The following is a 13,425-nucleotide window of genomic DNA, read 5'->3' as shown; positions in this document are numbered from 1 at the left end:
GAGGCGTTTTACTAATCGGGCACGAAGTGCCAGTTCAGGCTAAACCAAATGCCGCGAGGTGCGCCGGGAGCTATGAAGTTAGTACTTAACCAATCGCTTGAGTTATGGTTATAGCCACTGACACCAATACTACCGTTAATACTTGGAGAAAATGGATTTACACCTAATCGACCAGCACTGAAGTATTCCTTATCAAATAGATTGCTGACGATCATGTTTGCAGTCCATTCTTTACTAAGCTTATAGCTAGTTTGAAAATTGAATGTTGCATAGCCAGGTATTTTTCCAGGATTGGTCGCGGGTTGCCTTGTGACTGTACCAACACCTCCATTACCTAAAGGAAATTGCCTAACACTGGCTACGCCTTGCTGATGATCATTATTTTCATTGCCTCGTAAGTAACTTTCAGAATGTGCAACTGCACTTAAACCCACAGTCCATTTGTCAGTGACGTCGTAATTCAAACTGGCATTTAGATTGTGCAAGGATACACCAGGCATTTTATCGCCGGGCTCGACTTGAATAACGCCATTCCCAAGACCTGCAACAGTACCTGCACTGCTATTATCAAGACTGAACATATTGAATTTGTCTTCGAATGTGGCTTGAGTCATTGCATAGTTCAAACTCAACCTAGCTTTTCCAATTGTTCCAGATATACCAGACTCAATTCCTCGTCTGCGGGTACTACCGACTGTGTCAAAAAAACCTTGACCATTACCTACAGATACAAAGTAGATGTCATTTTTTAAATCAGTTTGATAAGCACCCAGATTCCATTGCCACTCTCCCCAAACACTTCCGCGCATACCTATATCATAAGTAGTCGCACGTATTTGAGGCAAAAATGGATCGCCCGACAGTGTAGTAGGTAAACTACATTCTCGATTCTCAGCCAAACTTTTGGGTACTACTAACGTACCATTTCCTCCAACGGGTGTTTTATCGAGAGCACACCCTAATTCGATAACACTTGGTGTGCGAGTGCCTTGAGCCCAGCTGACATAAACATTTAGATTGGGATTAGCTTGCCATGTAGCCCCCAGAGACGGATTAAATGAGTAATAACTAAACTGCTCTGTCTCTGCAGGATCCAGTTGATTAGAAAGGTCAGCGGGTTTATATCCCTGAATATAGTTTTGACAATCTGTATCGCTTGTACATATATCCCAATAGGTAGGCAATCCAAGAACCTGACCGATTGAGAATGCACCGGTCCCATATCTTGTAGCTACAGTGTTTTTAATTTTGGTTTGATTGTAACGACCTGATGCACTTAAATGCAGCGTTTCAATGGGACTCCAAGTTTCACTAAAATAAACACTTTTAGTGGTATTGATTCCACTGAAATCATTATTACTTACTGTTTCATCTGCAGCAGTAAACATAGGATGAATATCATCAGGTGCCAAATAAGCATTTCGATTCGCATCAAGCAATCCTAATTGTTGTTTATTGCTATAACTGGCCTTGGCTGCATCAATTGAAGCGCCTATCATAAATTTATGTTTTTCAAGATTCCAGTTAAGTTGTATTGAAGCACCATTGGTAGTCTGTTCAATACGATTATTTGTAAAGACTGCGGTTGGCGTGTAATAGCGTTTGCCTGTATTAGGATCTATTTCATAGACGACCCCTCCCGAACCATCGTAAGCGCCATCTAATGTTACGTAGTTGTTTGTAACGGGATCTCGATACATATATGGTCTAATGATTGATGGGTTTGAACCATCACTTCCATTCGCCAATTGAGCTGCCTGGCATGCGGTGTTATTTATTGGAGCAAAAGGAATCACATAATTCTTGTGAATACTTATTATGTTTCCTGATGAATCCTTAGTATTAGTGTAAAAATAATTCCCTGATGGTATAACAAAATAATCAGGTTGCCCGTCTGGAATTCCAGCCATGAATAACCCTGATGCTAATGAAAAAGTGGCATAGGTACTGTCCCCATTATAATCAGATGAAGTTGGGCCATTAACTGGCGGTAACTTGGAGTTGGCATCTGTTAGGTAATTATTGATTGGACTAGCGAATGTTTTGAAATACTCTTTAAAGGCTCGCTCATATTCAGGATCTAATGCACCATTAAAAGTGACATTCAGATATTGATTAGATTGTTGAGCTGTTGCCAAATCAGTAGCGTTAGTAATCCCACTAAATACGAATGGATCACTAAAATATTCACCACCTGTCTCATCTGGTGGATTATCAATTGTTAGTACAAAATAATCAGGCATTCCTTTCCCATTCGTACTCTTGTATAAGCAAGTGTAAGGTTCACCATCAAGTGGAATTTTACGGGCGTATCCTGTATCCAACTCCTCTAACGCCCTGTCGGCCATATATACATCTGCTCCTTTTTGATCACGATCACTGTTTCTGCGATAAATTTGACCAGTTACAGTGAATTCATCATTGACAAAATAACTTCCACTTAATTGAAACTGACCTAATTTGTTTTTAGTACGATCAGGGGCTGTAAAAATACCACTCTTGTCACGCTCATACATGTCGGTGGGATATAAGCCATTTCCAACAAGATTCGTCTGAACTAGCAATGAACTCAGGTTCAAATCTAATTTGTCACCTCGGAAACTAGCTTTACTGAATAATTGATTTACTTTGCTTGGTGAATTTTGTCGCCATCCATCCTCCAGAAAGAAATTGCCAGCTGCGAATAGCCCTGCTGTACCGTTATTCCAGCCTCCCTCAACTTGCAACTGTTTTCGTCCGAATGACCCCGTCAAAATCTCGGCGTCTGCGCCGGCATTATTAAAGCCGTCTTTGGTTTTAAGAGAAAAAGCTCCACCCAGGGTATTTAAGCCAAAGATAGGGTTGGAACCAGGGAACACATCTACGCTTGCTAGAGCATTCATGGGAATCATGTCCCAGTTCACAATATCTCCAAATGGCTCGTTAACACGGATGCCATCAATAAACACGCTCAAACCTTGTGGTGTACCGATTTGAGGACCGGCAGTAAAACCTCGGTATTGCACATCCATCTGGAACGGGTTGCCTTGATAGTCGTTGACTGTGACCGATTGAAGTTTGCGGTTCATCAAATCAGTCAAGCTTAAAGAGTGTGCTTCTTTAATCTCCTTAGCGGAAATACTTTGCACGTTGCCAGGAATTTCTTCTTTGGTTAATCCGAGACCCGGTAGTGGCCCAACTTCATAAAATCGCTTGGCACGCACTTCTACCTTATCTAGCTGAATCTCTTTAGCTTCAACCTTGGTGAGGCGTTGTATATATAGCGTGTTGTCATTTAACTTGGCTTCCAGGCCAGTATTTGCAAGCAGTTTCTGCAATGCTTCTTTGCTGCGCATGGTGCCACTCAGCGCTGGGGCTTGTTTATCTGACACAAGCTTGTCGTTATAAGTGATGTTTAAACCTATTTTGGCGCTCAATGCTTTGAGTGAGGCTGACAGAGGTTGGGCTGGCAGGTTGATGGTGATTTTTTGCGAGAGCAAAACGTCTTCTTCTGACTGCGGCAACTTGGTATTAAGCTCTGCCGCCCATAAAGGGTTGAGCCAGGTCGGCTGGCTGCTAAAGCAGGCGGCGATGGCTGCGCCCAGAATCAATTTTTTTGGTGTGTGCATCTGACTTCCCCGTTACTTTTTGGCTTGTTATTGCCTTAATGCACGGGGCGTCAAAACCCTGATATCTCGATTGCAAAAAAATGTAATGATGCGTGCCAAGTTTATTTGGCTTGCGCGTAGGTTTCTAGTTGAATGCCTTCTGGGCTGCGGTGCACACTCACATTGGCGATGCGGGGCAGGGTGGCGATAAAGCTGTTGCTGTCTTTAATCGCGACCACGGCGCTGATTTTTTCGCTGGAACGCTCATCGCTGGTGACGGGTTGGGGCTGGTAGCGAGAGAGGGTTTCGGCGATTTCTGACAGCGAGGCCTGATTAAATACCAATGTGCCGCTAATAAAGCGGAAGTAGTCCTGGGCACTCACTTGTGGGCGAGCTTGCAGGCCGTGCTGGTTGATTTCAGCGACCTGGTTATTTTGCAGGATGAGGCCTTGCTGATCTTGCTTGTTGAGCACTTGTACCTTGCCGTGATCGACGCTGACACGTTCAAGCTGTTTGAGTTTGTTGATGGCAAAGCGTGTGCCCAGCACGGTGACTTTCAGGCGCTGGGTTTCTACTACAAACGGGCGGTCACGGTCTGGTTGCACTTCAAACACAGCTTCGCCTTGCAGCAGGTCAATGTGGCGCTGGTTGCGGTAGTACTTGATCTCAATACGCGAGTTGGCATTGAGTGTGACACGGCTGCCGTCGTCCAGCGTTTGTGTGCTGAGTTGGGCGGTGGTGGTTTGCGCGGCGAGTTGTAGCGTGGGCGTGCTTTGCCAAACCTGATATTGGTGCAAGCCAGCCCAGCCTATGCACAGCGCCGCGACCACGCTGGCCACGGTGCCTGCCAGTTTCTGCCGCGATTTTTTGCGCTCGCTCTGTTTGAAGAAAGCATCAGCTTGTTTGGCCTGCGCCAGAGATTGCAGCTCGGTGACCGAGTCTATGCCTTGCCAGGCTTCGCTGATGCTACGGTATTCTTGTTGATGCAATGGGCTTTGCATGAGCCAGGCTTCAAACTGGCGGCGTTCCGGCGCGTCTGGTGCCGCCTCTTGCATGCGGATAAACCAGCGGGCAGCTGTCTCAGCGATTTTTTGATGGGCCGACATGCGCTTATTTGAGAAACTGCTCGCGCGCCGCACGCAGGTCTAGCAAAGCGCGGATCAGGTGGCGTTCGACCATGTTGAGGCTAATATTGAGTTGCGTTGCAATTTCTTTTTGCGCATGGCCTTCAATGCGGTACATGACAAACACCTGTCGGCATTTGGGGGGTAAATCCTGAATGATTTGGGTGACCAGTTCCAGCCGTTGTTTGATGTCTGCCAGATGTTCGACGGAAATCGTGACGGGTTCTTCGAAGTCTGCCTGCTGCTGATACTCGGCAAAATAACGCTCTTTACGGTAATGCTCAAGCAGCAGATTTTGTACGATGGTGCGCAGATAGGCATGCGGTTCTTGCCCGCGGTTGGGGCTGGTGGTCAGAGCAAAGCGCAGAAAGCCATCATGCAAAATATCCTTGGCATGATGCTGGCATTGCGTTTTACGACGGATGCCGGGTAGCAACGTGCTATATGCCCAATGAAGATTAATGCCATGCCATAACATGCGAATTTGCCAGTAAGGTGAACTTGTTTGGCATCAGGCAAGGATTGTACCGTGTAGTCAGTATGGGCTAACTTGTTGTTTTTGATGAATTTTATAAATTCAAGATGTGACTTTGGTTGTGAGGATGTGGTTTATATCAACCATATTGGTTTAAATGAACCAGGGGTTGATCGCGCGTTTGCTCACAAACATTATCTGCCGCTGGCATCGCTGAAATGCCACATGGTTTGCTAAAATAGTCGTTTTATTTTGATCTGGCTGACATGACACGCAAACTTCTGGTGACCTCCGCCTTGCCTTATGCCAATGGCAGTATCCATTTGGGCCATTTGGTTGAATACATTCAAACCGATATCTGGGTGCGTTTTCACAAGATGCAGGGGCATACCGTGCATTATGTTTGCGCGGATGATACGCATGGCACGCCGATTATGTTGCGTGCTGAAAAAGAGGGCATTACCCCTGAGGCGTTGATTGAGAAAGTCCACGCTGAGCACAGCAGTGACTTTGCCGAATTTTTGGTGCAGTTTGATAACTACTATTCCACCAACTCGCAAGAAAACCGCGAACTGGCCTCTGGCATTTACAAAGCGCTCAAGGCCAACGGTAAAATCGCCAGCAAAACCATAGAGCAATATTTTGACCCGGTGAAAAGCATGTTTTTGCCGGACCGCTTTATCAAAGGCGAGTGCCCCAAGTGCCATGCCAAAGACCAGTATGGCGATAACTGTGAAGTGTGCGGTGCGACCTACAGCCCGACCGATTTGCTGAATCCCTATTCTGCAGTTTCTGGTGCGACGCCAGTACGCAAAGAGACCGAACACTATTTCTTCAAGCTTAGTGAATGTGCTGACTTTTTGCGGGACTGGACACGGTCTGGCACGCTGCAAGCCGAAGCTGCCAACAAGATGAGCGAGTGGGTAGGCGAAGCGGGCGAGAACAAACTCTCTGACTGGGATATTTCGCGCGATGCGCCTTATTTTGGCTTTGAAATCCCGGATGCGCCGGGCAAGTATTTTTATGTCTGGCTGGATGCGCCAATTGGCTACATGGCCAGCTTCAAAAATCTGTGTGCCAAAGCTGGTTTGGACTTTGATGAGTACTGGAAAAAGGATTCTTCGACCGAGCTGTATCACTTTATCGGCAAGGATATCCTGTATTTTCATGCCTTGTTCTGGCCAGCCACGCTGGAATATTCCGGTCACCGCACGCCTACGCAGGTGTTTGCGCATGGCTTTTTGACAGTGAATGGCGAAAAAATGTCTAAGTCGCGTGGCACGTTTATCACGGCGCGTAGCTACTTGGAACATGTCAAAAATCCTGAATACTTGCGCTACTACTATGCCGCTAAACTGAATGGCAGCATGGAAGATATCGATCTCAACCTGGAAGATTTTGTTGCCCGGGTGAATAGTGATCTGGTGGGTAAATATATCAATATCGCCAGCCGCACAGCCGGCTTTATCGCCAAAAAATTCGATCACCAAGTGATTACAGCGCAGCATGCTGTGATTGATGAAATGCGCGTCGCCGCGCCTGTGATTGCCGAAGCCTATGCCGCGCGTGATTTTGCGCGTGCTTTGCGTGAAATCATGAAGCTGACCGATGCGGCGAATGGCTATGTCGCCGAAGCGGCGCCGTGGGTGGTGGCTAAAGACGAAAGCAAGGCGGCTGAGCTGCATACCATTTGCAGTAATGCGCTGGAAATGTTCCGTCTGTTGACCATTTATCTGAAGCCGGTGTTACCAAATATCGCCAGTGCGGTGGAGGCTTTCTTGAACGTGCCAGCCTTGCAGTGGTCACATGTGAACCAAGGTCTGGCTGCGCAAACGATCCAGGCATATAGTCATATGGTGACGCGTTTGGAGGCCAAGCAAATCGAAGCCATGGTCGAAGCAAATAAAGAAAGCCTGCAAGCGGCAGCGACTGCCAAACCTGAAGTAAAGGTAGAAGCGAAAGTCGAAGCCAAGGCGGCAGAAGAGGGGGCGTATATTTCGATTGATGACTTTGGCAAGGTGGATTTGCGGATTGCCAAAATTGTCAGCGCCGAGCACGTAGAGGGTGCAGAGAAGTTACTCAAGCTGCAACTCGATATTGGCGAAGAGAAGCCGCGTCAGGTGTTTGCCGGTATCAAGTCCGCTTATGACCCGGCGACGCTGGTGGGGCGGCTGACTGTGATGGTGGCTAACCTGGCACCACGCAAAATGAAGTTTGGCATGAGTGAGGGCATGGTGTTGGCCGCCAGCGATGAGCGTGGTGGGCCTTATATCCTCTCACCTGACAGTGGTGCGCAAGCGGGGATGCGTGTGAAATAATGGTTGCATGCGCATCAGGCGGTTTTCTTGGGCTGTCATGGACGCGATGTTTGCGCCAAATCAACAAAGAGAAGATCGTTTGCTGCTTTAATGACAGCTTGAAAAGTTCGCTAACACATTGATTTATATTATATTCAATCATATAATATAAAGTTATAGATTGTTTCACGGATGCTCCATCACCCAATGGCAACCCCTTTAGCAGTGAGCAGTGCAAATCCCTGGCAGGGGCTGGATGTCCAGTCCGAGTGGGAGCGGTTTAGTCAGCGTGATGCTTCTGCCAACGAGGTGTGGACCTCGCATGTCTGGGTTGATAGCATGCATTGTGCCGCCTGCAGTGGTCGCATTGAGCAGACATTGAAACAAATGCGTGGTGTGCTGGCTGTGCATGCCAGTGCCGCTTCCAAGCGCGTCCGTGTGGTATGGGATGCGCATCAAACCTCCCCCTCGCAATGGTTTGCCGGTCTTAACGAGATTGGCTACCCAGCGCTTCCGCTTAACGAATACAACGACATCAGCGACAGAACCGTGCAGCAGCGCAAGATGCTGTGGCGGCTGGTGGTCGCCGTCTTCTGCATGATGCAGGTCATGATGTATGCCTATCCCACTTATTGGACCGGCAGTAATGACATGGCCCCTGATATGGTGCAGTTGATGAAGTGGGCGTCCTGGGTGCTGACACTGCCTGTGATGCTGTTTTCTGCGACGCCGTTTCTCTCCCAGGCCTGGAACAGTCTCAAACAACGCCAGTTAGGCATGGATGTGCCGGTGTCACTGGGCATACTGGCTGCCTTTATCATGAGTACGCTGGCCACGTTTGTGCCGGGTGGCTGGTGGGGCGATGTGGTCTATTACGATTCTCTGACCATGTTTGTCAGCTTTTTGCTGGTTGGCCGCTGGCTGGATGTGAAGCTGCGAAACCGTACGGCAGGCGCGCTGGAAAACATGATGCGACGCTTGCCACATGCGGTCCTCAAGAAGAATGAAGCAGGCGAGTGGGTGCAAATCGCCGCCAGCAATATCAATGTAGGTGATGTGCTATATGTGCGCCCTGGCGAAGTGTTTGCCGCCGACGGCAAGGTGCTGGTCGGCAATACCAGTGCCGATGAATCCATGCTGACAGGTGAGTCGGACCCGGTGTTGAAACCTGCCGGCGCGACTGTGATTGCCGGTTCGGGTAACCTGACTTCGGCGATTGAAATGCAGGTGGAGCAAGTGGGTGAGGGTACGCAGTATCATGCGCTGGTGAACCTGATGGCCTCTGCTTCAACCGAGAAACCTGGCATCGCCTTGCTGGCTGATAAGGTGGCGCAACCCTTCTTGTGGGGCGTGCTGCTGGCCGCGCTGTATGCCCTGGTTTTCTGGTGGACCACCGATCCGGCCAAAGCGATTATGTCAGCAGTGGCGGTGCTGGTAGTGACTTGCCCTTGTGCCTTGTCGCTGGCAACGCCTGCGGCCATGCTGGCCAGTGCGGGCACGTTTGCCAAAGGCGGTGTGCTGATCCGCCGTCTGCAGGCGATTCAGGCCCTCAGCGAAATTGACACCATTGTATTTGATAAAACCGGAACCCTGACCGAGAGTTTGCAAGAGGTCAGCGCGGTCGAAATGGCCGCCGGGCAAGACCATCAGTGGTTGCTGGATGTGATTGCCAGCATGAGTCGTGATTCCCTGCATCCGGTGGCGCAGGCGTTGCATGGATTTGCCACCCGGCAAGACGCGAGTGACCAGCTGGAGATGCAGGACTGGCAAGAAATTGTGGGGGGTGGCATGTCTGCGACCTTGATCACACAGTCTGGTGATTCCATGCCATTAAAATTGGGCAATGCTGAATTTTGCGGGATCACGGTCAAGCCGGAACACGAGGCGTTGCGAGTGGTCTATCTGGCTAGCAATGGCCAAATGTTGGCGACATTAGCGTTGTCTGAGCAAGTGAAGCCACACGCCAAGGCGGCTGTTTCACAATTAATTGCATCCGGGCTTGATATTCAACTGTTATCTGGTGATAGAATAGCGGCCGTTAAAAACCTTGCATCACAACTGGGTATCCAGCGAGCAGCAGGGTTACAAAAAGCAGAAGATAAGCTGCAGCATGTCAAGCAGCTGCAACAACAGGGGCGGAAAGTGTTGATGGTAGGTGATGGTTTGAATGACGGCCCTGTCATTGCAGCAGCGCATACTTCTATTGCAATGGGTTCCGGCGTCCCTTTGACGCAGGCACAGGCCGATATGGTAGTGTTGGGCAATGATATCGGCGTGCTGGTTTCGCTCATTTCACACTGCAAAAAAACCATCCTCATCGTAAAACAGAATTTGTTGTGGGCGGCGTTGTATAACGCGGCCGGTGTGCCTTTGGCGATTATGGGGCTGTTGCCTGCCTGGTTAGCCGGGTTGGGGATGGCGGCCAGTTCGTTACTGGTACTGTTAAATGCATTGCGATTGACCGACTGGGATAAGTCGGCCTGGCAGAAAGGTTAGGCATCGCTCAATGGAAATTGCATACTTACTGATCCCACTGGCAGTGTTGCTGGTGTTTGTGATTTTGGGTGGCTTGTGGTGGGCCATTCAAACCGGGCAATTTGAAGACCTTGAGGAAGAGGGGTCCAGAATTCTCGAGCAGGATTAGGAATTCTCAAGCAGGAACGGGGATTCTTAAGCAGTATTGATGTGAGTCAAATCAAATTTGTGACATCTCTGAGAAGATCAGGGTGAACAACTAGAAGTTTTTTTAGTGTTGGGTGTTTGTTTTAATCATTGGGAGAAATCCATGCAAAATGCAACCGTGAAGGCTGCGACCTACAACGATAGTGTAGTCCGCCAGTTCGCAATCATGGCAGTGGTTTGGGGTGTTGTGGGTACACTGATGGGCGTGATTATTGCGTCCCAGCTGGTGTGGCCAGAGCTGAACCTGGGCCTGCCGTTTACCTCTTTTGGCCGTTTGAGACCACTGCATACCAATGCAGTGATTTTCGCGTTTGGTGGCTGTGCTTTATTTGCTACCTCGTACTATGTTGTTCAGCGTACCTGTCAGACACGTTTGTTCAGCGACAAGTTGTCCAGCTTCACCTTCTGGGGCTGGCAGGCTGTTATCGTGGCTGCTGCCATTTCACTGCCTTTGGGTTATACCCAGGGTAAGGAATACGGCGAGCTGGAGTGGCCAATCGATATCCTGATTGCCTTGGTATGGATTGCTTATGCAGTCAACTTCTTCGGTACTATCGGTATCCGTAAAGTAAAGCATATCTATGTAGCTAACTGGTTCTACGGTGCATTTATTCTTGCGGTGGCTTTGTTGCACATCGTTGAAAGTGCTGCGATTCCTGCTGGTTTCATGAAGTCCTACTCTGCTTACGCCGGGGTACAGGATGCGATGGTGCAGTGGTGGTATGGTCACAACGCGGTAGGTTTCTTCCTGACTGCGGGCTTCCTGGGCATGATGTACTACTTTGTGCCTAAACAAGCTGAGCGTCCTGTCTACTCTTACAGCTTGTCTATCGTTCACTTCTGGGCACTGATCTTCACTTACATGTGGGCGGGTCCTCACCACCTGCATTACACTGCCTTGCCTGACTGGACACAGTCATTGGGTATGGTGTTGTCTCTGATCCTGTTTGCACCAAGCTGGGGTGGCATGATCAACGGTATCATGACCTTGTCTGGCGCATGGCACAAACTGCGCACAGACCCAATCTTGCGCTTCCTGATTGTCTCCCTGTCTTTCTACGGTATGAGTACCTTTGAAGGTCCGATGATGGCGATCAAGACTGTGAACGCCTTGTCTCACTACACTGACTGGACCGTGGGTCACGTGCACTCTGGTGCGCTGGGCTGGGTTGGTTTCGTGTCTATCGGTTCCCTGTACTTCCTGATTCCACGTTTGTTTGGTCAAAAACAAATGTACAGCGTGAAAGCGATTGAAGTTCACTTCTGGATGGCAACCATCGGCGTGGTGTTGTACATCGCTGCATTGTGGATTTCCGGTGTGATGGAAGGTTTGATGTGGCGTGCCATGAACGCTGACGGTACATTGGCGTACACCTTCGTTGAAAGTGTGAAAGCCAAGTTCCCATACTACTTCACACGTGCATTGGGTGGTTTCCTGTACATGAGCGGTTTGATCATCATGTTGTGGAATACATATAAAACAGCAACTAACGGCAAAGCAGTCACTGTAGAAGTGCCAGCTGTGGTTGCTCACGCTTAAGGAATTCACTATGGCTACGCATCAAAACAATAGTGGCAATTTTCACGAAAAGATTGAAACCAGCAACTTCCTGCTGATCGTGCTGACCTTCATCACGATCTCGTTTGGTGGTCTGGTCGAAATCGTGCCTTTGTTCTTCCAGAAGTCAACCACAGAGCCTATCCGTGGTCTGGAGCCTTACAACGCGTTGCAACTGGCTGGCCGTGACATTTATCTGCGTGAAGGTTGCTACAACTGCCACTCACAGATGATTCGTCCTTTCCACGCTGAAACGCTGCGTTATGGTCATTACTCGGTTGCTGGTGAGTATGTTTATGATCACCCGTTCCAGTGGGGCAGTAAGCGTACGGGTCCTGACTTGCACCGTGTAGGGGGCAAGTATAGTGATGACTGGCACCGTGTGCACCTGCACAACCCACGTGATGTCGTTCCTGAGTCCATCATGCCAGCCTATCCATGGTTGGAAGAAAACTTGGTTGACGACAAAACCATTGGTGACCATATGGCTGCACTGCGTAAAGTTGGCGTGCCATACACCGACGCGCAGATCAAGGCTGCTGGGGATGAAATCAAAGGCAAAACCGAGCAGGACGCACTGGTGGCTTACCTGCAAGTGTTGGGTACACACCTGAAATAAGGAGACGCGCCATGGATATCAACATACTACGCATATTTTTTACAGTACTGAGTTTCGTCCTGTTTGTGGCAATTTTGATTTGGGCATGGCGCAATCGCAACTCCGCGCAATTCAAGGACGCGCAAAATCTGCCGTTCGACCAAGACTAAACACTGCGCGGAAAGGTTAAGGAAAACATCATGAATGATTTTGTAAATGGTTTTTGGCCGATCTGGATTTCGACCATTACCTTGGGCGGGATTGCTTTCTGTGTCGGTTTGCTGATTTTCGCAAGCCGTGTCAAAGTGCCTTTGGATAGCGATAACACCAATGGTCACGAATGGGATGGCATCAAGGAGATGAACAATCCGCTGCCAATGTGGTGGGTAGGGTTATTTATCATTACCGTAATTTTTGGCCTGACCTATCTGTACCTGTTTCCTGGCCTGGGGACTTACAATGGCAAGTTCGGCTGGTCGGAAGTCAAGCAGTACGAAGCTGAAGTGGCAAAGAACAATGCCAAGATCGCCCCGCTGTATGCCAAATATGCAGCCATGCCGGTAGAAGAAGTTGCCAAGATTCCTGAAGCCCGCGACATTGGTAAGCGTATTTTCCTCAACAACTGTGCTGCTTGTCATGGTTCAGACGCCAAAGGGAGCCGTGGCTTCCCTAACCTGACCGACAATGACTGGTTGTATGGTGGTTCACCTGATACGATCAAGTTGACTATCAACAATGGTCGTAATGGCATCATGCCTCCCATGGCTGCTGCTGTTGGTTCTGAAGAAGATGTGAAAAACGTCGCCAACTACGTATTGAGCTTGTCTGGCAGTATTCATGACTCTGGTCGTGCCAATGCCGGTAAAGAAAAATTTGTGGTGTGTGCTGCTTGCCATGGTCCAGAAGGTAAGGGCAACCAGGCGATTGGTGCACCTAACCTGACAGACAACATCTGGTTGCATGGTCAAGGTGAAGCCGCGATCATCAAGCGTATTCATGAAGGTAAAAACAACGTGATGCCAGCCTGGAAAGAAAAATTCAGCCCAGAGCAAATTCATCTGCTGACTGCTTATGTTTGGGGTCTTTCCAACAAATAGGCGAATG

10 protein-coding genes are annotated in these 13,425 nt (G+C 48.9%); 7 read left to right on the top strand and 3 right to left on the bottom strand.

Going from position 1 to position 13,425, the window contains the following annotated elements; all coding sequences use genetic code 11:
• Positions 1-11 precede the first annotated feature (11 nt).
• The 3 genes from GOC95_RS02870 to GOC95_RS02860 form a co-directional block, all read right to left on the bottom strand.
• Positions 12-3,608, bottom strand: a complete 3,597-nt coding sequence (locus tag GOC95_RS02870; protein ID WP_275355627.1) for a TonB-dependent receptor — start codon at positions 3,606-3,608, stop codon at positions 12-14.
• 101 nt (positions 3,609-3,709) lie between these two features.
• A complete protein-coding gene (locus tag GOC95_RS02865) occupies positions 3,710-4,693 on the bottom strand; it encodes a FecR domain-containing protein (protein ID WP_275355626.1) in 984 nt (327 codons plus the stop codon).
• A 4-nt stretch (positions 4,694-4,697) separates the two neighbouring features.
• Positions 4,698-5,189, bottom strand: a complete 492-nt coding sequence (locus GOC95_RS02860) for a sigma-70 family RNA polymerase sigma factor (protein ID WP_275355625.1) — start codon at positions 5,187-5,189, stop codon at positions 4,698-4,700.
• 263 nt (positions 5,190-5,452) lie between these two features.
• Between GOC95_RS02860 and metG the strand changes: the two genes are divergently transcribed.
• The 7 genes from metG to ccoP all read left to right on the top strand — a co-directional run bounded on the left by metG (position 5,453) and on the right by ccoP (position 13,418).
• Complete coding sequence (gene metG / locus GOC95_RS02855; RefSeq protein WP_275355624.1) at positions 5,453-7,504, top strand: methionine--tRNA ligase; 2,052 nt, start codon at positions 5,453-5,455, stop codon at positions 7,502-7,504.
• 186 nt (positions 7,505-7,690) lie between these two features.
• Positions 7,691-9,979, top strand: coding sequence for a cation-translocating P-type ATPase (locus GOC95_RS02850; RefSeq protein WP_275355622.1), 2,289 nt, complete (start codon positions 7,691-7,693; stop codon positions 9,977-9,979).
• A gap of 10 nt (positions 9,980-9,989) precedes the next feature.
• Entirely contained in the window at positions 9,990-10,127 is a 138-nt protein-coding gene (ccoS, locus tag GOC95_RS02845; protein ID WP_194747968.1) for a cbb3-type cytochrome oxidase assembly protein CcoS, read from the top strand.
• Between the two features lie 141 nt (positions 10,128-10,268).
• Positions 10,269-11,705 (top strand): cytochrome-c oxidase, cbb3-type subunit I, encoded by a 1,437-nt coding sequence (gene ccoN, locus GOC95_RS02840; protein WP_194747965.1) that lies wholly within the window; start codon positions 10,269-10,271, stop codon positions 11,703-11,705.
• A 10-nt stretch (positions 11,706-11,715) separates the two neighbouring features.
• Positions 11,716-12,342: a cytochrome-c oxidase, cbb3-type subunit II gene (gene ccoO / locus GOC95_RS02835; protein WP_194747962.1), complete on the top strand. Its 627-nt coding sequence runs from the start codon at positions 11,716-11,718 to the stop codon at positions 12,340-12,342.
• Between the two features lie 11 nt (positions 12,343-12,353).
• Positions 12,354-12,491 carry a cbb3-type cytochrome c oxidase subunit 3 gene (locus tag GOC95_RS02830; protein WP_194747960.1) on the top strand — a complete coding sequence of 46 codons (138 nt, stop codon included), beginning with the start codon at positions 12,354-12,356 and terminating at the stop codon, positions 12,489-12,491.
• 30 nt (positions 12,492-12,521) lie between these two features.
• Positions 12,522-13,418, top strand: coding sequence for a cytochrome-c oxidase, cbb3-type subunit III (gene ccoP / locus GOC95_RS02825; protein ID WP_194747958.1), 897 nt, complete (start codon positions 12,522-12,524; stop codon positions 13,416-13,418).
• The last annotated feature ends 7 nt before the right edge of the window (positions 13,419-13,425 follow it).

Origin of the sequence: Methylophilus sp. YYY-1 (genome assembly GCF_029132825.1) — a bacterium.
GTDB classification, from domain to species: domain Bacteria; phylum Pseudomonadota; class Gammaproteobacteria; order Burkholderiales; family Methylophilaceae; genus Methylophilus; species Methylophilus glucosoxydans.
Note: the sequence above shows the minus strand (reverse complement) of the source record. Positions and strands in the feature narration are given on the sequence as shown.